Here is a 26,858-nt window from a genome sequence, read left to right on the forward strand (position 1 = left end):
AATGGCAATTTTGCCGGCAAAAGGATGCCGATTCACGGCTTCCCTTGGTTGACTTTGCCACCGCCCTTCGCCCATAAACGCGCCGGCCGCGCACCCCGACGGGTCCCGCGGTCACCAGCGTCACCAACTGACCTGTCCGCCGCCACCTCGGGCGGGTGGCGTCCGACGCTGTTGGGACGGGGGAGTGTCCCGAGTGGCAAAGGGAGCTGACTGTAAATCAGCCGCCTCATGGCTTCGCAGGTTCGAGTCCTGCCTCCCCCACCATCAAGCAGTAGCTTGAGAAACTTCAAGCAGTGAATTTCTGGCGCTGCGTAGCTGCCCAGTCCGCCCCCAGCTTCGCGAACAATGGCCCGGGATGCCGAATGCGACGCCCAGCTGGAATTCGGGTCAGGTGATCCGTCGAAGGAAAAGCCGGCACCGCCTCCAGGTCGCCGATCGCTCCAAGCACCTTCTCCGCAGCCTCTGGAATAATTGGCCACGCTGCGCGAGCGCAGATGCCGACAAGATTCACGGCAGTCCGAACCACCGAGGCTGCCTGATCGCCATCAGTCTTGAGAAGCGTCCACGGCGCTCTTGCAACCAAGTAGGCGTTCGCGGCCTTCCAAATCGCACGCACATCATCAGCCGTTCCGCGCAGTGCCAGAACTTCGTGACGTTCCCGCAAGTGGTCGAGCAACGTGCGGATCCGGGTAGACAGATCATCATCACCTGGGCTCGGCAGACCTTCGCCGGGCACGAAGCCGCCATAGCGGGATTCGACTAGGCTCAACACCCGCTGCACGAAATTGCCAAATGTGTCGGCAAGATCATGGTCGACATCGGTCACGAAGCGGGAGAACGAAAAGTCGGTGTCGGAGTTCTCTGGCGCATTGGCAGTCAGCCACCATCGCCATCTATCCGCCGGCAAGAGTTCAAGCGCTTGATCGAGAAAAATACCGCGACCGGAGCTGGTAGAAAACTTGCCTCCCTCATAATTCAGCCAATTCACACCCTTGATGATATCCGCCGTCGTCCACGGTTCGCGTGAGCCGAGCAGCGTGCAAGGGAAGCTGACAGCATGGAAGGGCACGTTGTCCTTGCCGAGGAACTGTGCGTACCGAACGTCGGGCGCGTCCAGCCACCATGATTTCCAATTTCGACGCGCGGGGTCGGCGTCCGCCCATTCCTGGGTCGCAGCGATATATGCAATCGGTGCGTCGAACCAGACGTAAAAGACTTTTCCCTCGAAACCCGGCTTCGGCACTGGCACGCCCCAGGAGAGATCCCTCGTGATGCAACGGTCCCGAATGCCTTCATTCAGCCACTTGTTCGCTATCGAGGTCACCAGTGGCGGCCAGTTCGAACGGGATGACAACCACTCGCGCAACTCGCCCTCGATGGCGGTTTGTCGCAGAAAAAGATGGCGTGTCGGCCGCACCTCCAAATCGGCCGCGCCCGAGATCGCCGAACGCGGCGCGATCAGATCTGTCGGATCGAGTTGGCGCGCGCAGGATTCACACTGGTCGCCGCGAGCTCGGTCCGATCCGCAATACGGACAAGTGCCAACGACGTATCGATCGGGAAGAAATCGATCGTCCGCGCCGCTGAACACCTGATTTAGCGTGCGCTCCTCGATGAAGCCGTTCTGTTCCAGTCGCGCGAAAAAATGCTGCGTCAGGGCGTGATTGCGCGGAGAGGAAGATCTTCCGAAGTGATCGAACGATAAGTTGAGCCGCCGATAGATATCGGACTGGATGACGTGCTGACGCTCGCAATACTGGGCAACATCACACCCCGCTTTTGCCGCAGCAAGCTCCGCCGGGGTGCCATGTTCGTCCGTGGCGCAGATGAAAAGGACTTCCGAGCCCGTCTGCCGTCTAAATCTGGCGTGGACGTCTGCGGGAAGCAGCGAACCGGCCAAATTGCCCAGATGCTTGACGCCATTGATGTAGGGCAATGCGCTGGTGATGAGGTACTTTGTCATGACGCACTCCGTCTGAACGAGAAAATGCGGACCCGAAAAAAAGCCCTCCGCAGGATGGGAGGGCTCGGGTCCGCTTCGTCCGAACGGCGCGCATGCGCCTTTAATCCCTCCGACAAGTCTCCTGCGGGACGGGCATTCGCATCTCGAACCTGGCGGCAGCGAACGTCATCTGACTATTCCGATATCCTTCGCCATTATCTAATCTCATGGGTCGGACGAAACAAGCGCTCACCACGGTGCGCGCCGCTCAACGCTCAATGCAACCTTGAGTGATCTGCATCGAGGGGACGGTTCTACGCGGCAGTGCGCATCGATCCGCGACGCATGTCTGTCACCGTCAACCAGATCGCCGAGACGAGAAAATAGAAGCCACCAAAAGCCGCGTAGGGGGCGACGTCCAAAATGCTCGGCATCCCGGTCCCGCGCGCCGCGTGAACGAAAACTACTCCTGCAAGTGCGGACTGCGCGCCGCTCAGGATCATGGCCCATTGCGCCCCGTAGGATTTCCAGCGGCGAATGCCCGTTGCGAGTTGGAAGACACCTGACAGTACGGCCCACACACCGAAAACCGCCAGCACGGCGTTCATGCTCTGAGTGAGTGCGACGGCGACACAGAGCGTCGTGAGCACGCTGACCGCGAGATTGAGCGCCTGACTTCGGTTGCGGGCGAGACCGCCATTGCTCGCTGCGTCGACGTAGTTCGCGGCTGCATCCCAGGCCGGATAGATGATCAGCATTACCGCGGCGATCTGCGGAACACTTCGTCCGAGAGTGAAGGCCAAGCCGACCCAGGTGACCGAAAAGGCTGCGCGTACGTAATAGTACCCCTTTAGCCAGGAAGGAGCTGGAGGGGTCGAGACTGTCTGTCGCTGCTGCATATCCGTTCTCCGATGAAGAGTGGTCCTACTAGTAGGTAGGTACAGCGGTGTCAATAGGTCAGCTATGTGGGGAAATATCGCGTGGGTCTGCTTGGCCAGGGACGTACCAAGCAAATGGAAATCAGGAACGCCTTGAATTCGTGAATGATTTCACTTATATGCCAACCTATAAGTAGGTAGGTACTGGGCGTGGCGGCAATGGTTGATACAGCGGCGAAGTTGCTAAGCGAAGCGCGCGAACTGATCGTGCAGGGCGGCTATAACGGCTTCAGCTACGCGGACTTATCGGCTCGTCTCGGCATACGGAAGGCGAGCATTCACCATCATTTCCCGTCCAAGGCGGGCCTTGTCGTGGCAGTCGTCGAACAGGCGCGGTCCGCGATCAGGGCCCAAATTGGTTTGGTGCAAAATGAGAACTCGATCGCGTGGGATCAGCTCCTTGCCTATATCGGTTACTGGGAGCGCTGCATCAAAGAACAGACGGCTCCATTTTGTCTCGCTGCGGTGTTGGCTGCCGAACTTCCCAACTTGCCGGAGGAGGTCGCGACGTCAGTTCGTGGTCACTTCGTCGACCTGAGCACATGGCTTGAGCGCGTTCTGAGCCTGGGCGTCAGCCAGGGTTCGATTCGGTTGCAAGACACGCCAGCCATCGAGGCGCAGACGTTCATCGCGACAGTCTACGGCGCAATGCTTGCGGCCCGCGCATGGGATGATCCAGATCGATTTACCGCCATCGTAGATTCCTTCACGAACCGCATCCGCGTTCGTCGTCAATAAGCAACTCTCAGGTGACAGCGCGAAGGCGCCGATCGAGAAAGTTTATTTACTTGCCGGAGGGGCGTTGCGGAGGTGGCGGACGGCTCGATCTACACTCTCGGCGGATTGCGCAGTAGCAGCGCGTCATCTCGATAGTATGCTCACGCCGGAACGCTGCGGGCCGATTCGAGCGCGTTGATATCGTCCCTAGCCCCGGCGCCCGTGACCCCGCGGCTGATCGAAGGAGGCCCGCCATCCAGCGGTGGCAGGCTGATGGTCGCGCGCAGCCCTCTCTGCTGGTTGACCAAGGTGATATCTCCGCCGTGGTGGCGGACGATGGTCCGCGCAATGGAAAGGCCAAGGCCCACGCCTCCGGTTTCGCGGTTCCGCGAATTCTCCATCCGGAAGAACGGTGTAAAAACCTGCTCCTTGGCGTTATCGGGAATACCGGGTCCATCGTCCGAGACGACGATCTCGATGCTATCGGCTCGCCTCTCCAGGCTGACCCGCGCCCGCTCGCCATAGCGGATGGCATTCTCGACGAGGTTGCGGCATGCGCGGCGGAGTGCGTCTGGTCGGCAGCTATAGCTGACCTTCGCGCCCTCGGAGAAGGAAACGTCATGGCCGAGTTCGGCGAGATCGTCGCAGAGACTTTCCACGAGAGCGGAGAGGTCGACCGTACGTGTGGCCTCGGCGGTCGCGTCCTCGCGAGCGAATGCCAGGGTTGCCTCCGTCATCGTCTGGATTTCTCCAATCGTGGAGAGCATTTTCTCCCGCACTTCCTGATCAGGCACGAATTCTGCGCGCAAACGGAGCGAGGTCAGGGGCGTGCGCAGATCGTGGCCGATCGCGGCCAGCATTCTTGTTCGATCGTCGACGAAACGGTGCAGGCGCGCCTGCATGCGATTGAATGCCTCGGCCGTACGTCGGATATCGTCGGGGCCGGTTTCCGGCAGCGGCACGATCTCCTGACCGCGACCGAGGGCTTCGGCTGCTTCAGCCAGGCGACGCAATGGTTGGGCGATGCCGCGTGCGGCGAACACGGCAATGATCGACAGCAACAACGCCGACAGGCCGAGCGTGACGGTGGATTGGGAGGTCCAGAACCCGTCTTGCGCGGGTTTGGCAAATGCCGTGTTCAGCCAGGCGCCATCCGCCAGCTGAACCGCCAAACCCATGCCGGTGGTGTCATCGAGATAAAGAAATTTCGCTGGTCGGGACAGCGGCCAGGCTTCCGGCCTTAGATCGATCCATTGCGATGAGGTGGCGCTGCTGCTGTTGGCTGTATTTCGAGCGAAATCCACTCGCACCTCGACGGGCACACTGTGGCCCGGAAAGGAAACGCGCGGCAATGGCTGTGCCAAACGCTCCCAGGCCTCTTCCCGCCACGCGGCGGCATCCTTCAGGCCGTTGGTCGATATCCAGTATCGCGCCGAACTGGTGTTGCTGGCGTTCAGGATATCGGTCTGAAGCGCCGGAGGCGTTGCCTCCAAGACCCGGGCAAGCGAGGCGCATCGGCTCAGTATCTCGCCCTTGGCGGCTTTCCGAATCGCCTGCCCGTGCTCATCCCATGAAATGAAGAACACGACTGCTTGCGACAGTACGAGCGACAGCAGCGTGAAACAGATAAAGCGGGCCGCCAGGCTGCGCTTCCACAAGCTCATCATGGCTGTTCGACCTGTGCGACGAGGCTGTATCCGCCACCCCAGTGAGTCTTGATCAAGGCTGGTGCCTTCGGGTCGGCCTCGATCTTCTTCCGCAAGCGACTGACCTGATTGTCAATGCTCCGGTCGAACGGATCGGCATCTCGGCCGACCGTCAGGTCGAGGAGCTGATTGCGGCTGAGGACCAGGCCGGGATGATCGAGAAAGGCGCACAGAAGGCGAAACTCGGCGGTGCTGAGCGGCACACCGACGCCGTCCTTTCCCACCAGCTCGCGGCGGTCGACGTCAAAGGTCCACCGATCGAAACGTACCACCTTGCTCGCGAGCCGGCCTCGCTGCGGCGGCAGGCTCTGGACTCGTCGAAGCACCGCCTTGATACGGGCGAGGAGCTCGCGCGGATTGAACGGCTTGCACACATAGTCATCGGCGCCCACTTCGAGGCCGACGATGCGATCGGTCTGCTCCGCCATGGCGGTCAGCAGGATGACGGGAAGGTCCGTGGTGCTGCGCAGATGCCGGCACAGCGACAATCCGTCTTCGCCCGGCATCATGATGTCAAGAACCACCAGATCGAGCGCACTCCGCTCGAGCAAACGGCGCAGTGCGGCAGCGCTCTCCGCAAGACTGATGCGGTAACCATGCTGCATCAGGTATTTGCCGACGAGATCGCGAATATCACGATGATCGTCAACGACGGCGATGTGCGGTGCCGAGTCCATCCAATTGCTCCGTTCCGGATCATACCGTAGTCCAGCACCCAGCCCATCGGAAAATTGTAACAGAATGTATCGGCTGCGTACGACCGACCGCAAACAAACCCCTGCGGCATAAGTCGCTCCAATTGTCGCGAAACTATGCCAAGCCCTAGTCCTGAGACAGATCGCGACAATTCCCGGCGGCGTTCGGCAAAGTTCTGCGACAACCGGCTCCCATCGTGTGCATGTTCGACGAAGCAGGAGCGTTACATGTACGATGCGATGCATGCCGTTTTCCACGGGGGCGTTCCGGAGATCCCGAGAGATGCATCCGTTGGCAGTGACGAAGACGACGCGATACCGAAAGAGCTGTTTCTTCGCAGAGCCGCAGTCCGGATAAGTTGGCTGCTCGTTTTCGCCTTGCGGAACTTTTCGGCGTCGGCCACGCCGCTCGATCTTACGTATAGTGCAGGCCGCGTGGCTATTTCGCGCCTTATAACGGAAGGCGACTGTTGGACGTCCGAAGGAAATCCCAAATTCAAATGCGACACGCGTGACTTCGCTTCGTCAAACAATGCGACCCGCGGTTCATCATCGGACAACAACTAGTGACTTGCAAAATGCAAGTCATGATGTAGTGTCTCCAAAACGGGAAACGCGGCCGCTTCAGAAGCAGCGCCGACATACAGGAGGCAGCCTTGTCCGAGGACGTGCTTGTGGCGCGCGAAGAGCGCGGCAATATCTCTGTTTTGACCATGGTTTATCGGCCGTACAACCTGCTCGGCCCAAAGCTCATCAATGCGCTGGTGGAGCAGGTGGAGGCGGCCCAGAAAGCCGGCAGCCGTGCCATCGTGATCCGCAGCGGACTGCGGCATTTCTCTGCCGGGGCGGACCTGGATATCTTCGACAAGCGGGTCGCCGCGGGTGCCGCTGATCAGGCCAGCGAAAACAGGCGGCTGGACGGCGTCGAATTCCTGCGCTTCATGGAATTGTTGCCGGTTCCGCTGATCGCCAGCGTTCACGGGGTCTGCCTCGGCGGCGGCCTCGAGCTTGCGCTCTCCTGCGACTACATCGTCGCCGCTTCTTCGGCAAAGATCGGCTCGGTCGAGGCGACGCTCGGGCTGCATCCTCTGCTCGGCGGAATCCAGCGGCAGGTACAGCGTATCGGTGCCCAGCGCGCCAAGGAGATGTCGATGCTGGGACGGCGCTACGACGCACCGACGCTGGAGAAATGGGGGCTGATCAATCTCACGGTGCCGGAGGAGTCGCTGGAGCAAGCCACGATGACGGTTGCGGAGGAATTCGCACATGGCCCAACTGTGGCGCATGCGGCCACCAAGCAGCTCGCCTATATCGCGGTCAACGAGGGCGTCGCTGCCGCCGATGAGGCGATGGCAAGAGTACAGGCGCCGATCTGGACCTCGGAAGACCTGAAGACCGGTCTCGCGTCATTCCGCAAGAATGGCCCGGGTCTGGCCAAATTCGCGGGGCGTTGACATGGGCGGTCCCCTGAGCGGAATCCGTGTTGTCGATTTCTCGCGCGTCCTCGCGGGTCCGTTATGCGCGCGCACATTGCAGGATCTTGGTGCCGAGGTCATCAAGATCGAGCCGCCGGCTCCTGATGTCTCGCGCTTCGCATTTCCGTCGACCGACGGCATGTCGGGCTACTACGCACAGCAGAATGCCGGCAAGCGCAACGTGAGTATCAATCTGAATGTGCCCGGCGCCTACGAGCTGGCACTGAAGCTTTGCGATACGGCCGATGTCATCGTCGAGAATTTCCGTGCGGGCACGCTGGGTTTCTTCGGCCTCGACTATGAGACTCTCTCAAAGCGAAATCCGCGACTGATCTATGCCTCGATCACCGGCTATGGCCAGGGAGGGCCGTGGCGGAGCCGCATGGCCTACGCGCCGACCGTGCAGGCCGAGGCCGGCTTCACCGAGAACAGCGTTCGTCATTATGGCAATGCGCTGAGCGAACCGCGCACCGACAGCCTGTCGCACGCGGACGTCTATGCCGGACTGCAGGCTGTTATCGCGATCCTGGCGGCGCTCAACAGCCGCCAGACATCGGGGCGTGGGCAGTACATCGATGTCGCGATGGCTGCGACGCTGCTCGCGGTCAACGAACGCGCGCACGTCGATCTTTCCGACGATGATATCGGTGCCGAGCCCGCGGTGCTCGGCGCCACCGACTGTTCGTTCTTTACGGGACCGCAAGGCGAGCACTTCACGGTCGCGACCAGCATTGTCGGCAGCCGGACCTTTCCGTCGTGGTTGCGCGCGATGCGCCGCGCCGATCTCATCGACGATCCGCGGTTCTGCAATGCGGCCGCGCGCCGGCTGAATTTCGGCGCGCTCCACCAGATCATCCAGTCGTGGATACTGACTTTCCCTGACATGGCGACATTGGACGCCCAGTTCGATGAAGCCAAGATCGCGATGGGCGAGATTCGCTCGATCAAGGAACTCACGGCGTCGGAATGGAGCGACTATTGGGGCGCTGTGCAATATGTCTCCGACCGCAGCGGTGGGGAGTATCGTCTGCCCGGGCGGCCGTGGCGTTTTTCGGCCGAGGAATTGACGCCGATCGGGACACCGGCTTTCCAGGGTGAGCATAACGTTGCGGTGTTCAGCGAACTCGGCGTCAGCGAAGCTGAATTGAAGCGGTTGGCCGAGGCCGGCGCGCTGGTGACACATCGGCGGGCGCTGGAGCCCGAGATCGCCGTCAAGCCGCGGACGGAGCCGGGGCAGGCGGCCTGATCCGCAGGCTGGGGCAGCGCGACTGGACATGCACGAACTCGGCCCAATATGGTACGGAGCCGAGTTCGGAGTTGAAAGAGAGCTATGTCCGGCGTCAAGCAAAGCCGTCTCGCAAACCAGGAATGTTCCATGGCGCGCGCCATGGAGATCGTCGGCGACCGCTGGACGATCCTGATCCTGCGAGAGGCTTATTACGGTGTGAAGCGGTTCGACGAGTTCGAATACTATGTCGGCGTAGCGCCCAACATCCTGAGCAATCGGCTGAAGAAACTTGTCGAGGCGGGCATCATGGCCCGTGTGCCGCTGCCCGAGCACGCCGGCCGATACGAATATGTCCTGACCGAGAAAGGACGCGACTTTTTCCCTGCCTATCTTGCGTTGAAGAAATGGGGTGACAACTGGCTGGCGGAGCCGGAGGGCCCGCAAGTGGTGTTTCGTGACCGGCACGCCGGACGTCCAATCGAGTATCCGGAATTGCGGACAGCCGGTGGCAAGCCGCTGCGTCTCGAAGACGTCGAGGTGGTCGCGGGAGCCGGCGCCGTCCCATTCAACCGCAAGCGATTTGGCGGCGCGGCTTCGGCCGCGAAGCCGAGTGAAGCGCTAAGGCGCGCCTCACGCCGCAAGGGCAAGTAGCGCGCGCCTTGTCTCCGTTCCGAGCAGGCTCGCGCGATACTCGGCCGAAGCGTAACGGTCCGACAGACATTCGGTCGCTGCGCTCTGCAGTCTCGCGGCTTCTTCTATGTTCCCTTGCGACAGTGGCTTGCCGGCCAGGAATTCTGCCGCGATGTCGCCTGGAAATGCGTGGCTCGCCGCGCCGGTGATGCCGATCGACAGGTTCGCGGCGACGCCAGCGTTGATGCGTACAGCCGCCGCGATGCCGACAACCGCATAGCCGCTCGCAGGATGGCGGATCTTTCGGTAGGTGAACCGCGTGCCTGCCGCCGGGCACGGGATATGGATGGCGGCGAGCACCTCGCTGGGCCCCAGCGTGGTAGAGAAGATATCGACGAAGAAATCACGTGCCGCCACGCGCCTCGATCCGGTGGCGCTGGCGATCTCCAGCTCTGCCTTCAACGCGATCACGACGGCCGGCCAATCGGCGGCGGAGTCGGCATTGGCGAGTGATCCGCCGATGGTGCCGCGGTTGCGGACCTGCGGATCGGCGATCAAATTGGCCGCCTGGCGGAAGATCGGAAGCGCCTTGTGGAGCGGTTCGGATGCAAGCAGTTCTGCATGCGTGGTCAACGCGCCAATGCGGATGCTGTCCTCGTTAACAGCAATTCCCTTCATTTCGGCGATACCACGGATATCGACCAGCAGCGCCGGCGAAGCCAACCGCAGCTTCAGCGTCGGGATCAGCGTATGACCGCCGGCAACCAGCTTGCTGCCGTCTGGATCACGCTGCAAGAGATCGATCGCCTCCGCGATCGAGCCTGCACGGATATAATCGAAGGCTGCGGGGATCATCGGCTTGCTCCATTGCGTGCGCTCTGGACGGCTGCCCAGATGCGCGGCGGCGTCAGCGGCATGTCGAGATGGTTGATGCCGAAGGGTGACAAGGCGTCGAGCACAGCGTGAACCATGCATGGCGGCGCCGCGATCGAGCCGCTTTCGCCGATGCCCTTGACGCCGATCGGGTTGGTCGGGGAGGGCGTCTCCTGGAACAGCGAGGTGATGTTGGGCACATGCTCGGCGCGCGGCACGGCGTAGTCGAGCAGCGAGCCGGTCAAAAGCTGTCCGCTGTCTGGATCGTAGCTGACCTCTTCATAGAGCGCCTGGGCGATGCCTTGCACGACGCCGCCGTGGATCTGTCCCGCGGCGAGCAGCGGATTGATCAACGTGCCGACGTCATCGACGGCGACATAGTCGATGATGTCGACGATCCCTGTCTCGGGATCGACCTCGACATAGGCCAGATGGACGCCGGATGGCGCACTCATGCCGGTCGGGTCGTAGAACACGGTTTCGTCGAGACCCGGTGCGACCCCGTCGGGGAGCTTGTGTCCGACATAGGCCATACGGGCGACCTTGCCGAAGCTCAGAGGTGCGATGTCGGTGCCGGGCACGCTGAACTGGCCTGCGGCGTAGGCAACGTCCTTCTCGTCGACTTCCAGCATGCCCGCCGCGATCTTCTTTGCTTTGGCAACGATGCGCTGCGAGCAGACATGCAGGCTCGATCCGCCGACCGCCATCGAGCGGGAGTTGAAGGTGCCATGGCCGGCCTGTACCTGGCGGGTATCGCCCTGGACCACGTCGATGCTCTCGATCGGAATTTGCAGCACGTCGGCGGCGATCTGCGACAGCGAGGTGACGTGGCCATGGCCCTGGCTCATCGAACCCGAATACACCGTGGCGCGGCCGCTGGAATCGATCGCAACCCGCGCGCTCTCCCAGCCGCCGCGATCGAATCCGATCAGCGCAAGACGGCGCGACGGCGCCATGCCGCACACATGGGTGTATGCGGCAACGCCGATGCCGCGATAGATGCCGTCGCGGCGCAACGCCTCGCGTTCGTTCCGGCGAGCCTCATAGTTGAATGCGGCGAGCGCCTTGTCGAGCAAGCCTTGATAATTGCCGCTATCGTACATCAGGCCCATGCTGCCATAGGGCCGGTAGGGAAAATCGGCGCGCTGAATGAAGTTCTTCCGCCTGATCTCGATCTGATCCAGATTCAGATGACGCGCGACGGCGTCGATGGCGCGCTCGGCGATATAGGCGCCTTCCGGCCGGCCATAACCACGATAGGCATCGACGGGCACCGTGTTGGTGACGACGACACGCGACGTCGCCTCATAGTTGGCGATCTTGTAGGTGCCGGTGCCGAAATTGACGGTGTTCACGGTGGGCCCGCCGCTCGCCATGTTGGAGAGATAGGCGCCGACATTGCCAAGCGTCTCGACCTTCAGCCCGAGAATGGTGCCGTCGTTCTTGATCGCCACCTCGATGTTTTCAGTGTGGGCGCGGCCATGGCTGGTCGATTGATGGCTCTCGGAACGGCTTTCCCACCATTTCACCGGTGCGCCGAGTTCGCGCGCGAGATGCGGACAGAGCAGTTCCTCCGGATAAAGATGCATCTTGGCGCCAAAGCCGCCGCCGATATCGGGTGCAACGACGCGCAACAGGTGTTCCGGAATGCCGACGGTCTCGGCAATCCAGCGCCGGTGCATATGCGGCACCTGGCTCGGCATGTATACGGTCAACGTGCCGTCGGGATCCGGACTCGCGACCACGCTGCGCGTTTCCATGCAGGTCGGGATCAGGCGGTTGTTGACGACGCGCAGCTTGAGAACCTGGTCGGCCTCGCGGGCCGCCACGGCATAGTCGCCGCCCCGCACCTTGTAGATGGTGGTGATATTGCCGGGGACGCTGTCATGGAGTTGCGGCGCGTCGGCGGCGATGGCGGCCTCTTCGTCGACGACGACAGGCAGCACCTCATAGTCGACATCGATCAGCCCGACGGCGTCATAGGCGTGCGCTTGCGTCTCCGCCACCACCAGCGCGACGCATTCGCCGACGAAGCGGACACGATCGATGGCGACCACGGGACGGAACGGTACCTTGGTGCCCGGGATGACCCAGTTCGGAACGATCGGCCCGATCCTGCCCTCGAGGTCCCGGCCGGAGAGGGCGAGGCGAACGCCCGGCGCTGCCTTGGCAGCGCTGAGGTCGACATTCTTGATGATGGCATGCGCATGCGGCGATCGCGCGATCGCCATGTGGAGCATGCCGGGCAACCTGATGTCGTCGACATAGCGGCCCTTGCCGGTCAGGAACCTGAAATCCTCGCGGCGCTTCAGCGGCTGGCCGATGTAGGGAAGCACGGGTGCGTTCATGGTGCTCAGCCTTTCGCGACGAGGGATTCAATGGCGCGGACGATATTGTGATAGCCGGTGCAGCGGCAGATATTGCCGGCAATGCCGTGACGGATGTCGTCTTCGCTCGGATCGGGATGCTGACGCAGCAACTGACGCACGCTCATGATCATGCCCGCCGTGCAGAAGCCGCATTGCAGCGCGTGATGCTCGTGGAAGGCCGCCTGCACCGGATCCAGGGACGATCCGGCCGGCGACACGCCCTCAATCGTCGTGATCGAGGCGCCGTCGGCCATGACAGCCAGCACCGTGCATGATTTTGTCGCCTCGCCGTCGATCTCGACCGTGCACGCGCCGCATTGCGAGGTGTCGCAGCCGATATGCGTGCCGGTCAGGCCGAGATCGTCCCTGATCAAGTGGACCAGCAACTTGCGGGCCTCGACCTCCAGCGTTCGGCGAGAGCCGTTGATCTCGATCGTCACCGCGTGACGTTTTTCTGCTTCGATCATGCATCCTCCCGTCGCGGTCCGGCGACCGCGCGTCTTGTCAGAAGAACCTGACGTTGGCGATGTCGATGACGACGCCGAGCCCGTTTGCCATCGGCGTGCCGTCCGGATTTCGTCGATAAGCCCGCCGCCTGGTGGGGATCTTGATGCCGTCGAAGTCGCGATAGTCCGACATGTAGTGCGCGGTCGGAATGCCGCCGGTCACATCAGCGAAATAATCGAGCCTCGCGATAAGCCCATCGCCGCCGACATAGAAGACTTGCTCCGGAGAGTGTGTCGCGACCGAGTCCGGGAAGGTCACCTTGAGCCGGCGCCACGTCTCTCCGTTCTCATTCCACGGTTCGATCTCCTCGGTTGAGAAGCCCGGCAGTGCGAACATGAAAGGTGTGTTGAGGTAGTTCCACATCGCATAGCCGCTGAAATAGGCAAGGTGCAGATCGTCCCACGGGGTGGCGGGCGAGTGGTCGGCAAAGAAAGTGCGTGGATTGGCCCGCTCTCGAAGGCGCTTGCCCTCGACAGTATCGATTGCAACAAGGTCCGGCCGATAGAAGCTGCGCAGTCCTTCCGCCGTGAATGGCTGGTAGCTGAGCTGCTGGCCGGGAATATCGACGGTGACGCGGACGTCCTTCAATACTTCAGGCCAACCTTTTCTGGCCCAGAGCGAGCCAACGATGGACATGTCGCCCTCAAGGCCGCGAAAACGCTTCCATTGCGTTGCGCCATGGGCCTCGAGGACGAGATCGCGGAGATCTGTCATAGCCGTTTCCCTCCCATTCAATCCTTCAGGTATTGTAACTCTAATAATAAGAGTAACGAGAAGGCAAGGCTTTTGCGCAGGTTGCGTGCATGACGAAATTACTCTAATTATTAGAGTGATTTGCGAGGGTGATGACGATGCGCTCCAAGAGTTTCGAGGGAATGGTGTGCTCGATTGCCGGCGTTCTGGACGCCGTCGGGGACCGCTGGGCGATGCTGATCCTGCGCGATCTTGGTCTTGGGCTCCGCCGCTACGATGACCTGCGCAAATCGACCGGCGTCACCCACGCCACGCTGTCTGATCGTCTCAAGCATCTCGAAGAGAACGAGCTGATCGAGCGGCGGCTGTATCAGACAGGTCCTGACCGCTACGAATACGTTCTGACGCGGAAGGGCGCCGACGTCATCCTCGTGATCCAGGCTCTCGCGCAGGTTGGCGACAAATGGCAGATCGCCGGGGACAAAGGTCCGCCGCTGAAATTCGTCAATCAGAACAGCGGACGGCCAGTCAAACTTGCCCTTGTCGACGAAAAATCGGGTGAGGTTGTCCGGCTGCGGGATGTGCGGCCGCAGGCCGGCCCGGGCGCTGATGATTTCGTGCGCTGGCGGCTGTCGAAGTTCGATAGCTTGCCGCGATAACCCGCCTTTTGCTCAAGAATGTCATCGATTTTCTCGCCCTGTCCCGGCTTAGATTTGCTCGCTATTCTGCTGTAATCTTTGGGCCATCCCGGTGGGCCGCGCTGTGGGGCCTTGCGGAGTCGCGGCTAATTGTGTCCGCGCCGACGGCTCGATCTAGCCATTCTGGCGTTATAGCCGTGGGAGACTTCATACCGCTGTAGATCGTTGCCGTGTAGGATGTTCCCTCAAGAGAGCGAGACAGGTCATGGTCATGGTGAAACCGTCGAAGACCCGCATTGGCAACCACATCCTGCATCCGGAAACGCTGATGCTGAACTATGGCTACGATCCGCAATTGTCGGAGGGAGCTGTCAAACCCCCGGTCTTCCTGACCTCGACGTTCGTCTTCAGGACCGCGGAAGACGGCAAGGACTTCTTCGATTTCGTTGCCGGTCGGCGCGAACCGCCGGAGGGAATGGGCGCGGGCCTGGTCTATTCGCGGTTCAATCATCCGAACAGCGAGATCGTGGAGGACAGGCTCGCCGTCTACGAGCGCACAGAGAATTGCGTGTTGTTCTCGTCCGGCATGGCGGCGATTTCGACCACGATTCTGGCATTTGCACGGCCCGGCGATGTGATCCTGCATTCTCAACCGCTGTACGGCGGGACCGAAACGCTGTTTGCAAACACGCTTGCGAAACTCTCGATCGGCGCCGTGGGCTTTGCCGACGGTCTCGACGAAACCGCGGTCAGGCATGCGGCGGAGGACGCCATGCACAAGGGCCGGGTCGCGATGATCTTCATCGAGACCCCGGCAAATCCCACCAATGGTCTGGTCGATATCGCAATGATCCGCGGTATCGCCGAGCTGATCGGGCAGGTTCAGGGCCACACGCCGATCATCGCATGCGACAATACGTTGCTCGGGCCGTTGTTTCAGCGGCCGATCGAGCATGGGGCCGATCTTTCCCTGTACTCGCTGACCAAATATGTCGGAGGTCATTCCGACCTGATCGCCGGTGCCGCGCTCGGCTCAAAGGCCCTGATGAAGGACGTCAAGGCGTTGCGAGGCGCCATCGGTACCCAACTGGATCCGCATTCCTGCTGGATGATCAGCCGGTCGCTCGAAACCCTGAGCCTGCGGATGGAAAAGGCCGACAGAAATGCGCACCTCGTGGCGGACTACCTGCGCGACCATCCCAAAGTGGAGAGAGTGCATTATCTCGCCCACCACGCAGAGGACTCCCCCGCCGGGCGTCTGTTCGCCAGGCAATGCAGCGGAGCAGGCTCGACGTTCTCATTCGACATTGTCGGCGGCCAGACCGCAGCATTCAAATTCCTCAACGCGCTGCAGATCCTCAAACTGGCGGTGAGTCTGGGCGGCACCGAGTCGCTCGCCAGCCATCCCGCCACCATGACGCACTCAGGCGTCCCGGCAGACATCCGTCAAAGAATAGGTGTTCTCGACTCCACGATCCGCCTGTCGGTTGGCATCGAGCATCCTTCCGATCTGATCGCCGACATCGCGCACGCTTTGATCGAGGCATAGTTGCGGCGTGACGGGACAATCTGAACGGACAAGCCGAGACAAGCGAAGTCACCTCGCAAGTTACACCTGTAACACGATAGGCCGACCTCGAAATCATTTCGTATCGCGAAGGGCATATGTCGGCGCCGCTGGCCGTGAACATGGCCGCTCGGCTGGCTCGCAGCGGGCGCGCCCATGCCGCGGCTGACATTTCATCGTCCATTCATCGATTTCGGTTTTGGGGCAATACGGGATGTTCGAACTGATCGAACCGGCGGTGTCGATCGTCATCGCGGCCGTGCTGGCATGGTCAGGCATTCGTAGCTGGCGATCGAAGAATCCAATCGTCAAATGGAGCGGATCAGGTTTAGGGGCTTTGGCTTCCGTCATTGCCGTCTCGATCGGCGTGCTGCTGACGATCGGGCTGTTCAAGCTGCACGCGCGCAGCGCCCCTAGCGTGGACTTGAAGGTTGCAGGAACGGCGGAGCAGATCCGGCGCGGCCAGGCGATCGCGGATAGCTTTTGTGGCGGCTGCCATACCAGGACCGACGCGCTCACCGGCGGTGCGGATGTCGGCAAGGAAATCTCGTTGCCGATCGGTTCATTCATAGCTTCCAATCTCACGCCGGCCGGGCAATTGAGCCGATGGTCGGACGGCGATATTTTCCGCGCTATTCGCAATGCCGTCGATCCTGACGGTCGTTGGCTGGTCATCATGTCCTATACCAACGCCGGGAAGCTGAGTGACGAGGACACCAAGGCCGTGATCGCCTATCTCCGCAGTCTGCCTGCTGCAGGAGAAAAGACGGTAAGTCCGCCGGATCGGTTCACCCTGCTGGGCGTCGCGATGCTCGGCGCCGGCATGCTGCCGACGGGCAAGCCGGTGTCGACAGAACGCATCACGGCGCCGCCAAAAGGCCCGACGTCGCAATACGGTGAATATCTCATCTCGTTTCAGGATTGCCGCGAATGCCACGGCAAGGATCTGACCGGCGGCAAACCGGGCCAGCTCGCGCCGCTGGGGCCTGATCTTGGTGTTGTGAGGGGCTGGAAATTTCGGGAATTCGTCACCACCATGCGGACCGGTGTCGATCCGAACGGTCACACCCTTAGCAATGAGATGCCGTGGCAGCCGATCGGCCGGATGCAAGATGAAGACCTTCGCGCCATCTATGAGTATCTGACGCGTCTGTCGGCAGTCTGAACGATTTTGGGCGGCGCTCGCATCCGTAAAAGAGCTAGTTTTTTGGGGCTGCACCAGTGCCCAGCAATTGGCCGGTCTTGCGGCTGAGAAAGTGCAGTCGCGTGCAGGCGGGGCAGCTTATGGCTGTGAATTCGTTCTGGTCGGTGTTGTCGTCCTCGTCCAGGCTGTGCTGGACGTTGAGATGGGTATTAGGGCAGACGAAGATAAGATGTCTCATCTCCCCCTTGTCGAAGATTTGCAATCTGGCGACTTGATCTAGCGCAAGGTTTTGCCTCCGCGGAGGTAAAAGATACCCACGGCTCCAAAGCTTTTTCGCTCCAGCTCGCAGAGCGCCTCCGGCCGCGGGCACGCTGCTGCCGGTAACCTGCTGTCGTTATATGCCGGCAGTGGGGCGGAGATGGTTTGATCCAGAACAAACGGTGGAGAGCGCTCCGGGATAGCCTGTCGTCGTTACTCAGGCTGAACGGAGCGCACGCAATGGAAACCAAGCCGTCCGACCGCAAAAGGTCTCTTTTGATGGTGGCGGTGACCGCTGGAGGGCTTGGGCTGTTGCTGGCGCAATGGCTGCTGACAAGCTACACCGCGGTCGAAGTCATTCCTTACAGTCAGTTCGAGCAGCTGGTGGCGCAGGGCGCCGTCACCGAGGTGACGGTCGGGCAGGACACGATCCAGGGCAAGCTCAAGGACAAGCTGCCGAACGGGAAGACGGCGTTCGTCACCACGCGTGTCGATCCTGCCTTGGCCAAGGAGCTGGAAGCGAAGGGTATCGCTGTCACCGGCGTGTCGTCGGGCGGTGCGCTGACGACGTTGCTGTCGTGGGTATTGCCGGCGCTTTTGCTCTATGGAATCTGGATTTTGATGGCAAACCGCATGGGAGGGCGCGAGGGGCTTGGCGGCTTGATGTCGATCGGAAAATCGCGCGCCAAGATTTATGTCGAGCAGGATATCAAGGTGACCTTTGCCGACGTGGCCGGCGTCGACGAGGCGAAGTTCGAATTGCAGGAGGTCGTATCGTTCCTGAAAGATCCGAGCAGCTACGGCCGATTGGGCGCGCATGTGCCGAAGGGAATCCTGCTGGTCGGTCCGCCCGGGACCGGCAAGACCCTGTTGGCGCGCGCGGTCGCCGGCGAAGCCGGCGTTGCCTTCTTTTCGATCTCTGGTTCCGAATTCGTCGAGATGTTCGTTGGTGTGGGCGCCGCGCGGGTGCGCGATCTGTTCGAGCAGGCCCGCAAGTCGGCGCCCTGCATCATCTTCATCGATGAACTGGATGCGCTCGGCCGCAGCCGCAGCGCCAACGCGCTCGGCGGTTATGACGAGAAGGAGCAGACGCTCAATCAGCTCCTGGCTGAACTTGACGGTTTCGATCCACGCTCCGGCGTCATCCTGCTCGCTGCCACCAACCGGCCCGAAATTCTCGATCCTGCTTTGCTTCGCGCCGGCCGATTCGATCGACAGGTGCTGGTCGACCGTCCCGACAAGCTCGGCCGAGTTGCTATCCTGAAAGTTCATGTGCGGAAAATCAAAACGGCCGCTGACGTTGATCTGGACAAGATCGCAGGCCTCACCACCGGCTTCACCGGCGCCGATCTTGCCAATCTGATCAACGAAGCCGCGATCGCGGCGACGCGGCGCAACGGCGATCAGGTGACCTTCGACGACTTCACCGCGGCGATCGAGCGCATCGTCGCCGGGATCGAGAAGAAGAGCAGGGTCTTGAACAACGAGGAACGCCGCCGGACTGCCTATCATGAGATGGGGCACGCGCTGGTGGCCGCCAGCCTGCCTGGCGTCGATCCGGTTCAGAAGGTTTCGATCATTCCGCGCGGCATCGGCGCGCTGGGCTACACCATGCAACGTCCGACCGAAGACCGGTTCCTTCTCACGGTCAGCGAGCTCAAGAACCGGATCGCGGTCCTGCTGGGCGGACGGGCCTCCGAGCGGCTGATCTTCGATGGCGACGTCTCGACGGGAGCGGCCGATGACCTCGTGCGCGCGACCGAGATCGCCATGGAAATGGTGACGAAGTACGGGATGGATCGAACGGTCGGTCAACGCACCTACGCGCCCAGGCCGCAGATCTTCATGCCGGCGACGCAGGATGCCGTCGTCAGCGCGTCGGAGGCGACGGGACGCGAAATCGATCTCGCCGTGCGGCAGTTGATCGATGAGGGAGCCGATCGCGCCTACCAGATCCTCGAGCGGCGTCGTGCGGAACTCGAGGCCGGTGTTGAGTTGCTGATCGCGCAGGAAACCTTGACGGCGGAGCAATTTGCTCCGTTGCGCGCAGCCCGACCGGCGGGCGACGGCAAAGCCGCTGCCTGACCACGTTGGTTTCGTCGTGCCCCGACGCGAACCCTGGCAGAGCTTCGGCTTGCTTTCCATATTGATGGTAACAACCCGCTCTCACGGCCCCGCAGGAGAAAACGATGTTCTCTGTCCCTCGAAAGCCGCGTGGCGAACCGGGCGATCAAGCTGATGAGGCGCCGGGTTTGATCGATCAGGACCAGGTTGATGTCGAGCGTGACGCGCCGCTCGGCGAGAATGAGCCGGTCGAACGCGAGCCGCGTGAGACGCCGGAGCGGCCATCGTTCGAAGAGTGATGCGCGCGTGATCCCGTGTGGCTAGAGCGCCGCCAGGAATCTTCTGGGCCTCCGCGCGTAGCGGGTGCCAGCGTTGCAATTTCGGATCAGACGATCGGCCGTTCGATTTGCGCGGGATCAACGCGAGGTGCCCGGCGGGCTGGCTCAGTTGGCAGAGGAAAAAAGGAGCTACGCGGATGGCCCGCTTCATTGCCCGGTTTTACAAGCGTGTGCTCGGCGAGAACGGCCAGATGGGCGACGTCTGCCAATGTACGGTGGACCTCGACGTCTCGGACGACGCGCAAGCAGTAGACACTGCCAAGCAAAAATTCTGCGAGATGCACGGGGTTCGTGATTGGACCCTGCACGCCGACCGGCTCGAGGTGAAGCCGGCCGATTTTCCGTCCTAGGAAGGTTCGCGCGGCATTTTCGGCTAGCCATCATTCCGGGGCGCACGCAAAGGCGCGAACCCGGAATCCATCTCACCATCTGCCTGCGCAGCGGCCGAATAGATTCCGGGCCTGCGTGCCATTGCCCGCATCCCGGAATAACCGTTGCGTTCGGCCAACGCTCGTTACGGACAGGGATGACGGTAGCCGTCAGTGCCGAGATAGGTACCGGAGGCGGGATCGTAGGAGCGGAAGCGCTGCGCGCAGTAGGCTTGGGCGTTAGCCGCCTCTGCTTGGCTGGATGCAATGGCACCGCCGATGATGGCGCCGGCGGCAAGTCCACCAAGCACGGCAGCGCCGGTTCCGTATCCACCCCCGTACCCGCGTCGGTATCCATAGTGCCGGTAGCCGGGACCGCCATGCCAGCGGCGGTATTGTACCTGCTGTGCTGCAGACTCCTGCACCATGGGGGACGGCATCATGGGCGCGGCTCGAACAGGTAGGGATGCCGACAACGTCAGCGCTGTGGCGGCGGCAATCAGGAAAATCCTACGCATGTTCACGGCTTGCTCCTTTTCTTGTTAAGTTGGGAACACAACGGCCGTGCTGCCGGACGGTTCCCCGGGGACTTCCCGCTCCCGACGTCAGAAAGTCGGCGATGGGCCGGTTGTCAGTACAAGATTCCCATCCTGGGGTCATCACCGATCGGACCGCTGGTTGGAGGTCGTTGTCGTGTGACCCGCTTCGGGGTCCGGATGCTTTTTTGGGCCGAAAACGCCAGGATTTGCCGAAACTTTCAGCGCGCCCGATCGCGTTTGCCGGGCTACCTAGTGGGCGAGGGGATCGCTTCACGGTCGTGAGGCGGACGCGCGAGGGAGGATGACCAACATGGTCGAAGCGGCACGAGTTTCCCAGGCTAGTCTGCCGGTGATCGATATCTCCGGCCTTTCGTCGCCCGACCCGTCGGATCGCAAGGCGGTTGCCGCCAAGCTTCGTGGGGCCTGTCTGTATAACGGCTTTTTCTACATCGCCAACCACGGGATTGATGAAGCGCTCGTTGCCAACGTCTTCGCGGAGGCGGCCGCCTTCTTCGATCTGCCGGCGGAGATAAAGGCTGAGGTCGACAAGTCGCGCTCGAAGGCCAATCGCGGCTATGAGCCGCTGCAGGGCCAGACGTTGGAGCCCGGCGCGCCGCCGGATCTCAAGGAGGGCTATTATGTCGGGCCCGAGCACGCGGCGGATGATCCACGCGTGCTCGCCGGCATGTTCAATCACGGCGCCAACCAATGGCCGGCATCGCGGCCGAACTTCAAGCCGGTGATGGAAGCCTATCTCGACGTGATGCTGGATCTGTCGGCGCGGATGATGGGTGGCATCGCGCTCTCGCTCGATCTGCCCGAAGACTACTTTGCGGGTTATTGCACCGACGCGATGGCGACGGTTCGATTGCTGCACTATCCGCCGCAGCTTGCCAACGGCAATCCGGATCAGAAGGGCGCCGGTGCGCACACCGATTTCGGCGGGCTGACGCTGCTTCGCCAGGGTGACGTCGGCGGCCTGCAGGTCTGGGACCAGGCCACCGGCGGCTGGATCCATGCCGACCCGGTGCCCGGCACGTACGTCGTCAATCTCGGTGACATGATCGCGCGCTGGACCAACGACAAATACCGCTCGACCCTGCATCGCGTGGTCAACGTGTCCGGCCGCGAGCGCTATTCGGTGCCGTTCTTCTACACCGGCAATTACGCGCACAAGGTCGAATGCATCCCGACCTGCCTTGCGGCCGGCGAGCAGCCGAAATATCCGCCTGTAACGGTCGAGGAGCATATGCGCGCGATGTACAAGCGGACCTACAAGTAGTCCGTCGTCGCCATGGCCCCATCCACGCGTTACACCTTCATCCTGATCCACGGCGCCTGGCAGGGCGCCTGGGCCTGGGAGACCATCGTTCCGCGCCTGAAGGCGCTCGGTCATGAGGCGATCGCCGTCGACCTGCCGGGCAACGGCCACAACCCGTTGCCTCCGGAACAGGTCAATCTCGAACGCTATGCCGCGCACGTCGTCGACATCATCGACAGGACCGAAGGTCCGATCATCATGGTGGGGCACAGCATGGGCGGCACCGCTGCCGCGCAGGCCAGCGAGTTGCGGCCCGATCGAATCGCGCTTGCGATCTTCCTCTGCGCGTTCATGCTACCCGACGGGATGTCCGTGCTGCAGTTCTACGAGCGCTATCTGGAGCCGTGGATGCGCGGCGCGCATGCGCGTGTCACCTATGATGAGGCGGGCCTGCTGTCGCGCATCGATCCGGCTTCAGCGGTCGAGGTATTCTACCAGAAGGCCGATCGCGCCTTGGCCGAAGCCGCGGCGCTTCGCCTGACGCCGCAGCCCGAAGGCGGCCGCCGCTCGCAACTGAAGCTGTCGCCGGAGCGCTTCGGCACCGTGCCGCGCGTCTATATCGAGGCACGCGAGGATCGCTCGGTGCACCTGCCGCTGCAGCGGAAGATGCTGGAATTGTCGCCGTGCCTTGAGGTCTACGGCCTCGACAGCGATCACGCGCCGCAGCTCTCGCAGCCGGATGAACTGGTCGCGCTGTTCATGAGGGCGGTCGCCGAGCACGCCCGCACGCTGTGATGGATATTTCGACCGCGCTTCACTCGCGGCGGGCAGATCGATGCTTCATTTGTGAGCAAATGGTGCTCATTTCACTTCGTTGACAGCACTTTCACGCCACCTATCCTGACTGCACTTCCGGCGACCTGAAGAGATCAGATGAAGCCCTCCATCTTTGGCTACAAGGCGCCAACCTCAATCGAGGAGGCGATCGGCATTCTGGCCGGCGACCCCGATGCGGTCGTGCTCGCCGGAGGGCAGACATTGTTGCCTGCGATGAACTTTCGAGCCGCCAATCCGTCGACGCTGGTGGATATCCAGCATGTGGCAGGCCTCCGCGGCATCGAGGTCGGCGGCGAAATCATTGCCGTGAAAGCGATGGCGCGCCATCGCGAATTCGAGCTTGATGCTGATGTTGCGCGCGCCAACCCGCTGGTTGCCGAAGTGATGCAACATGTCGCGCACGTGCCGATCCGCAATCGCGGCACGGTGGTCGGCAGTCTCTGCCATGCCGATCCCTCCGCCGAAATGCCACTGCTGCTGGTGCTACTCGGCGGCTCCGTGATCGCGCAGGGGCCGTCAGGGCGGCGCGAGATATCAGCGGAAGACTTCTTCCAGTCGTTCCTCACCACGGCGCGGGAACGCGACGAGATCATCATTGAGGCGCGCTTTCCGGTGCTGCCGAAAGGCGCCGGATGGGCGTTCGACGAGGTGACGCGCCGTCATGGCGACTACGCGATTGCCGGCGTCGGCTGCGTGCTGTCGCTCGACGATCGCGGCCGCGCGTCGCGCGTGCAGCTTGCGGCCTGCGGCATTGCCGATACGCCGGTGCGGCTGAAGGCGGCCGAGGAGATCCTTACAGGTACCACGCTCGGCACATCGGACCTCGACGCTGCGGTAGCAGCTTCCGCTGCCGCCGTGACCCAGCCTGACGAGATGCACGTGTCCCAAGCCTATCGCCGCAGGGCGCTCGGCACACTTGTCCGCAGGATGGTGATGACCGCCGCGCAGCGCGCCAGGCAAATGGAGACCGCCTGATGGCGCGAACGATGAAGGCCGCGATCCCCGACCGCTCCACCGATGCGGAAATCGAGGTGTCGATGACGGTCAACGGCGAAGTCGTCAATCGCAGCGTCAGCATCCGTATGCTGCTCAGCGATTTCCTGCGGCATGAGCTGGGGCTGACCGGCACCCATGTCGGCTGCGAGCACGGCGTCTGCGGTTGCTGCACGGTGCTGATCAACGGCAAGGCCGGCCGCTCCTGCCTGACGCTGGCGGTGCAGGCGAACGGCTACGACATCAGAACCATCGAGTCGGTGGCCGGCGCCGACGGCACGCTGCATCCGGTGCAGCAGGCGTTCAAGGAGTGCCACGGCCTGCAATGCGGCTATTGCACGCCGGGCATGGTGATGAACATCGTCGCCCGCTTCGAGGAGCCGGGAAAGCTCGATCTTTCCGACGAGGGCATCAGGGATCTGCTCTCGGGCAATCTCTGTCGCTGCACCGGTTATCTCAACATCATTGCCGCGGTGCGGCGCGCCGCCGAACTGCTCGGACGGGCCTGATGTCGACACGCCAGTTCGGAGCCCGCGTCGAGCGCAATATCGATCCCAAGCTGCTGCGGGGCGAGGGCGCTTTCGTCGACGACATTCCGCTGCCGGATGCGCTGCACGTCGCTTTCCTGCGCAGCCCGCATGCGCGGGCGCGGATCATCTCCATCGACACGACGGCCGCGAAGCGCCATCCGGGCGTCGCGGCGGTCTATACCAGCGACGATATCGGCCCGCTCGACGTCGAGATGCCGCTGTTGATCCCGCACCCCTCGATGAAGAATCCGAAGACGCAGCGCCCGCTGGCGCGCGGCGATGTCCATTATGTCGGGCAGACCGTGGCAATGGTGGTCGCGGTCGACCGCTATACCGCCGAAGACGCGGCAGCCCTGATCGAGGTCGAGTACGCGCCGTTGCCGCTCGAAATGGATCTGGCGAAGGCGCTGACGGACGGTGCGCCGCTCGTGCATGCCGATGTGCCGAACAATCTGGCGGCGCATTTCGTTCAGACCAGCGGCAATCCGGATGACGCCTTTGCGCGCGCCGAGCACGTCATCAAGATCACCGTCCAGGTCGACCGTTCGACCGCGGCGCCAATGGAATGCCGCGCGGTCGCGGCGCGCTGGGACGCGGTATCAGGCGAACTCACGGTGTGGGACGGCACGCAGGCGCCGATCTCGGTGCGCGGCGGGCTTGCGTCCGTGTTCGAGCTCGACGAGGACAAGGTCCGCGTCATCGCGCCCGATGTCGGCGGCGGCTTTGGGCAGAAGGTTCTGCTGTTCTACCCGGACGAACTGCTGGTGCCGATGGCGGCGATGCGGCTCGGTCGCCCGGTGAAATATATCGAGGATCGCCGCGAGAACTTTCTGGGTTCCTCGCAGGAGCGGACGCAAATCCACACCATCGAGCTGGCGGCACTGAAGACCGGCGAGGTGATCGGCCTGCGCGATTTCTTCCTGCACGATACCGGCGCTTTCATTCCCTATGGCATCGCGGTGGCGCAGGTCGCTTCCACCTCGATCGCGGGGCCGTACCGCATCCCCAACATCTTCGTTGAGTTCAAGGCGGTCTATACGCCGACCGTGCAGGTGACGCCCTATCGCGGCTGCGGCCGGCCGCAGGCCTGCTTTGCGATCGAGCGCGCGATGGATCAGCTCGCCGAAGAGCTTGGGCTCGATCGCTTCGAGATCCGCCGCCGTAATCTCATCGCCGAGCACCAGTTTCCCTACGAGCGCGAGGGGCTATTGTTCGCGGACGGTCTCAAGGTGACGCTCGACAGCGGCCAATATGGCAAGGCGCTCGCGATGGCGGCAGCCGAACTCGGCGCCGAGGATTTTGCATCCGAGCAGGCCAAGGCGCGCGCCGAAGGGCGTTATCTCGGCCTCGGGCTCGCCTGCTATGTCGAGGGGACCGGGCTCGGTCCCTACGAGGGCGGCCACATCAAGATTCACCCGATCACCGGCAAGGTCTACGTCAACACCGGCCTCAGCACCCAGGGGCAGGGGCACGACACGGTGTTCGCGCAGATCGTCGCCGACCAGCTCGGGGTCAGTCCGCAGGACGTCATCGTGGTCGAGGGCGACACCAAGGCGTTCGACTGGGGCGTGGCGACCTTTGCGAGCCGCGCCGCCGTCGTCAGCGGCAATGCGATCCACAAGACCGCGCTCACCGTGCGCAAGAAGGTGATCGAGGCCGCCGCCAACATGCTGGATGTCGATCCGGACCAGATAGAGCTGCGCGATTCCGCGGCCTGGGTGAAAGGCTCGAACCGCTTCGCGCCGCTGGCCGCGATCGCGACCGCGAGCAATCCGCTGCGCTATGCTTTCAACAAGGCCGCGCAGGCGGCGACGCAATTCGCGCCGGCGAGCAAGCATGACGGCCCGCCGCTTGCCGACGGCCAGGCGCCGGGACTGGAGGCCACCGACTACTACAGCCCGTCGCAATCCACCTGGGCCTATGGCGTCCATGGCGCGATCGTCGAGGTCGATCCGGGTCTGTGCACGGTCAAGATCAGGAAATACGTCTGCATCCACGATTGCGGCAACATGATCAATCCGATGATCGTGGAGGGGCAGGTGCTCGGCGGCATCGCGCAGGGGATCGGCGGCGCGCTCTATGAGCATCTCGACTACCAGGCCGACGGCAATCTCGCTAATGCCAGCCTGATGGACTTCCTCGTGCCTTATGCGACCGAAATTCCCAACGTCTCGATCCTGCACCTGGAGACGCCGACGCCACTCAATCCGCTCGGCGTCAAGGGCGTCGGCGAAGCCGGCTGCATCGCCGTCGGCGCCGTCGTCGCCTCAGGCGTCGAGGACGCGCTGCGTCCGTTCGGCGCGCTCAAATTCCACCAGGTGCCATTGTCGCCGAACATGATCTCGCGCGCGCTGGAAGAGGTGGGGCACTGAGTAGTGGCCCGTTCAGTGGCTTCATCCTTCGAGACGGCCGCTGCGCGGCCTCCTCAGAGCCTGACCGAAAAAGGGTGAGCGGTTTTGGCGGGCCTGTGATTCCTTCGGATTTGCAAAGATTCGAGGGAGGACACCATGCCGTGGACCAAAGCCGCTCGTCTCCAGTATCAGCGCAG

25 protein-coding genes and 1 tRNA gene are annotated in these 26,858 nt (G+C 62.4%); 16 read left to right on the plus strand and 10 right to left on the minus strand.

Translation table 11 applies throughout. The annotated features are described in order from the left end of the window. Positions 1 to 178: 178 nt before the first annotated feature. Positions 179 to 264: transfer RNA gene (locus I6F35_RS29070), tRNA-Tyr, on the plus strand. Between the two features lie 22 nt (positions 265 to 286). Here I6F35_RS29070 and metG read toward each other — a convergent pair. Together metG and I6F35_RS29080 are read right to left on the minus strand one after the other, a co-directional pair. Next, positions 287 to 1,963 carry a methionine--tRNA ligase gene (gene metG / locus I6F35_RS29075; protein ID WP_225121078.1) on the minus strand — a complete coding sequence of 559 codons (1,677 nt, stop codon included), beginning with the start codon at positions 1,961 to 1,963 and terminating at the stop codon, positions 287 to 289. Between the two features lie 293 nt (positions 1,964 to 2,256). Beyond that, positions 2,257 to 2,841 (minus strand): DUF308 domain-containing protein, encoded by a 585-nt coding sequence (locus I6F35_RS29080; protein ID WP_225121079.1) that lies wholly within the window; start codon positions 2,839 to 2,841, stop codon positions 2,257 to 2,259. 198 nt (positions 2,842 to 3,039) lie between these two features. Here I6F35_RS29080 and I6F35_RS29085 point away from each other — a divergent pair, with 198 nt between their 5' ends. Beyond that, positions 3,040 to 3,618 carry a TetR/AcrR family transcriptional regulator gene (locus I6F35_RS29085; RefSeq protein ID WP_249792762.1) on the plus strand — a complete coding sequence of 193 codons (579 nt, stop codon included), beginning with the start codon at positions 3,040 to 3,042 and terminating at the stop codon, positions 3,616 to 3,618. Between the two features lie 140 nt (positions 3,619 to 3,758). Here the strand turns inward: I6F35_RS29085 and I6F35_RS29090 are convergent, their stop codons facing one another. Together I6F35_RS29090 and I6F35_RS29095 are read right to left on the minus strand one after the other, a co-directional pair. Next, positions 3,759 to 5,264, minus strand: coding sequence for a sensor histidine kinase (locus I6F35_RS29090; RefSeq protein WP_225121081.1), 1,506 nt, complete (start codon positions 5,262 to 5,264; stop codon positions 3,759 to 3,761). Further along, positions 5,261 to 5,980, minus strand: coding sequence for a response regulator (locus I6F35_RS29095; protein ID WP_225121082.1), 720 nt, complete (start codon positions 5,978 to 5,980; stop codon positions 5,261 to 5,263). Before I6F35_RS29095 ends, I6F35_RS29090 begins: the two co-directional genes overlap by 4 nt. Positions 5,981 to 6,654: 674 nt before the next feature. On the opposite strand from I6F35_RS29095, the gene I6F35_RS29100 reads away from it, so the two are divergent. The 3 genes from I6F35_RS29100 (at position 6,655) to I6F35_RS29110 (ending at position 9,352) form a co-directional block, all read left to right on the plus strand. Then, positions 6,655 to 7,452, plus strand: a complete 798-nt coding sequence (locus I6F35_RS29100; RefSeq protein ID WP_225121083.1) for an enoyl-CoA hydratase/isomerase family protein — start codon at positions 6,655 to 6,657, stop codon at positions 7,450 to 7,452. 1 nt (position 7,453) lies between these two features. Beyond that, positions 7,454 to 8,719 carry a CoA transferase gene (locus tag I6F35_RS29105; protein WP_225121084.1) on the plus strand — a complete coding sequence of 422 codons (1,266 nt, stop codon included), beginning with the start codon at positions 7,454 to 7,456 and terminating at the stop codon, positions 8,717 to 8,719. 129 nt (positions 8,720 to 8,848) lie between these two features. Beyond that, complete coding sequence (locus I6F35_RS29110) at positions 8,849 to 9,352, plus strand: helix-turn-helix domain-containing protein (RefSeq protein ID WP_225121085.1); 504 nt, start codon at positions 8,849 to 8,851, stop codon at positions 9,350 to 9,352. Here I6F35_RS29110 and I6F35_RS29115 read toward each other — a convergent pair. From I6F35_RS29115 to I6F35_RS29130, 4 genes are read right to left on the minus strand one after another with little or no spacing between them, the layout of a single operon-like run. Then, the gene (locus tag I6F35_RS29115; RefSeq protein ID WP_225121086.1) at positions 9,332 to 10,186 is read right to left on the minus strand and encodes a xanthine dehydrogenase family protein subunit M; all 855 of its coding nucleotides are present in this window, start codon (positions 10,184 to 10,186) and stop codon (positions 9,332 to 9,334) included. The genes I6F35_RS29110 and I6F35_RS29115 overlap by 21 nt on opposite strands. Next, positions 10,183 to 12,552, minus strand: coding sequence for a xanthine dehydrogenase family protein molybdopterin-binding subunit (locus tag I6F35_RS29120; RefSeq protein ID WP_225121087.1), 2,370 nt, complete (start codon positions 12,550 to 12,552; stop codon positions 10,183 to 10,185). The genes I6F35_RS29115 and I6F35_RS29120 overlap by 4 nt, the downstream gene beginning before the upstream one ends. Before the next feature lie 5 nt (positions 12,553 to 12,557). Further along, entirely contained in the window at positions 12,558 to 13,040 is a 483-nt protein-coding gene (locus tag I6F35_RS29125) for a (2Fe-2S)-binding protein (protein WP_225121088.1), read from the minus strand. A 37-nt stretch (positions 13,041 to 13,077) separates the two neighbouring features. Then, complete coding sequence (locus I6F35_RS29130) at positions 13,078 to 13,794, minus strand: hypothetical protein (protein ID WP_225121089.1); 717 nt, start codon at positions 13,792 to 13,794, stop codon at positions 13,078 to 13,080. 137 nt (positions 13,795 to 13,931) lie between these two features. Between I6F35_RS29130 and I6F35_RS29135 the strand changes: the two genes are divergently transcribed. From I6F35_RS29135 to I6F35_RS29145, 3 genes are all read left to right on the plus strand, one after another. Then, positions 13,932 to 14,432: a helix-turn-helix domain-containing protein gene (locus I6F35_RS29135; protein WP_225121090.1), complete on the plus strand. Its 501-nt coding sequence runs from the start codon at positions 13,932 to 13,934 to the stop codon at positions 14,430 to 14,432. Between the two features lie 244 nt (positions 14,433 to 14,676). Further along, a complete protein-coding gene (locus I6F35_RS29140) occupies positions 14,677 to 15,960 on the plus strand; it encodes a cystathionine gamma-synthase family protein (RefSeq protein ID WP_225121091.1) in 1,284 nt (427 codons plus the stop codon). Between the two features lie 232 nt (positions 15,961 to 16,192). Further along, positions 16,193 to 17,143 (plus strand): c-type cytochrome, encoded by a 951-nt coding sequence (locus tag I6F35_RS29145; RefSeq protein WP_225121092.1) that lies wholly within the window; start codon positions 16,193 to 16,195, stop codon positions 17,141 to 17,143. A 34-nt stretch (positions 17,144 to 17,177) separates the two neighbouring features. Here I6F35_RS29145 and I6F35_RS29150 read toward each other — a convergent pair whose 3' ends face one another. Next, entirely contained in the window at positions 17,178 to 17,360 is a 183-nt protein-coding gene (locus I6F35_RS29150) for a hypothetical protein (RefSeq protein ID WP_225121093.1), read from the minus strand. A gap of 260 nt (positions 17,361 to 17,620) precedes the next feature. On the opposite strand from I6F35_RS29150, the gene ftsH reads away from it, so the two are divergent. The 3 genes from ftsH to I6F35_RS29165 all read left to right on the plus strand — a co-directional run bounded on the left by ftsH (position 17,621) and on the right by I6F35_RS29165 (position 20,132). Continuing rightward, entirely contained in the window at positions 17,621 to 19,465 is a 1,845-nt protein-coding gene (gene ftsH, locus I6F35_RS29155) for an ATP-dependent zinc metalloprotease FtsH (protein WP_225121094.1), read from the plus strand. 104 nt (positions 19,466 to 19,569) lie between these two features. Then, positions 19,570 to 19,743 carry a hypothetical protein gene (locus tag I6F35_RS29160; RefSeq protein WP_225121095.1) on the plus strand — a complete coding sequence of 58 codons (174 nt, stop codon included), beginning with the start codon at positions 19,570 to 19,572 and terminating at the stop codon, positions 19,741 to 19,743. Between the two features lie 176 nt (positions 19,744 to 19,919). Beyond that, entirely contained in the window at positions 19,920 to 20,132 is a 213-nt protein-coding gene (locus I6F35_RS29165; RefSeq protein ID WP_225121096.1) for a hypothetical protein, read from the plus strand. 164 nt (positions 20,133 to 20,296) lie between these two features. On the opposite strand, the gene I6F35_RS29170 is transcribed toward I6F35_RS29165, so the two are convergent. Continuing rightward, complete coding sequence (locus I6F35_RS29170) at positions 20,297 to 20,668, minus strand: BA14K family protein (RefSeq protein WP_225121110.1); 372 nt, start codon at positions 20,666 to 20,668, stop codon at positions 20,297 to 20,299. 322 nt (positions 20,669 to 20,990) lie between these two features. Here I6F35_RS29170 and I6F35_RS29175 point away from each other — a divergent pair, with 322 nt between their 5' ends. The 5 genes from I6F35_RS29175 (at position 20,991) to cutA (ending at position 26,682) form a co-directional block, all read left to right on the plus strand. After that, positions 20,991 to 21,971, plus strand: a complete 981-nt coding sequence (locus tag I6F35_RS29175; RefSeq protein WP_225121097.1) for a 2-oxoglutarate and iron-dependent oxygenase domain-containing protein — start codon at positions 20,991 to 20,993, stop codon at positions 21,969 to 21,971. A 12-nt stretch (positions 21,972 to 21,983) separates the two neighbouring features. After that, positions 21,984 to 22,745, plus strand: coding sequence for an alpha/beta fold hydrolase (locus tag I6F35_RS29180; RefSeq protein WP_225121098.1), 762 nt, complete (start codon positions 21,984 to 21,986; stop codon positions 22,743 to 22,745). 138 nt (positions 22,746 to 22,883) lie between these two features. Next, complete coding sequence (locus I6F35_RS29185) at positions 22,884 to 23,762, plus strand: FAD binding domain-containing protein (RefSeq protein WP_225121099.1); 879 nt, start codon at positions 22,884 to 22,886, stop codon at positions 23,760 to 23,762. Then, positions 23,762 to 24,289: a (2Fe-2S)-binding protein gene (locus tag I6F35_RS29190; RefSeq protein ID WP_225121100.1), complete on the plus strand. Its 528-nt coding sequence runs from the start codon at positions 23,762 to 23,764 to the stop codon at positions 24,287 to 24,289. Before I6F35_RS29185 ends, I6F35_RS29190 begins: the two co-directional genes overlap by 1 nt. Continuing rightward, complete coding sequence (gene cutA, locus I6F35_RS29195) at positions 24,289 to 26,682, plus strand: aerobic carbon-monoxide dehydrogenase large subunit (RefSeq protein ID WP_225121101.1); 2,394 nt, start codon at positions 24,289 to 24,291, stop codon at positions 26,680 to 26,682. Before I6F35_RS29190 ends, cutA begins: the two co-directional genes overlap by 1 nt. The last annotated feature ends 176 nt before the right edge of the window (positions 26,683 to 26,858 follow it).

The sequence above is a fragment of the Bradyrhizobium sp. BRP22 genome (assembly GCF_020194175.1).
In the GTDB taxonomy this organism is placed as follows: domain Bacteria; phylum Pseudomonadota; class Alphaproteobacteria; order Rhizobiales; family Xanthobacteraceae; genus Bradyrhizobium.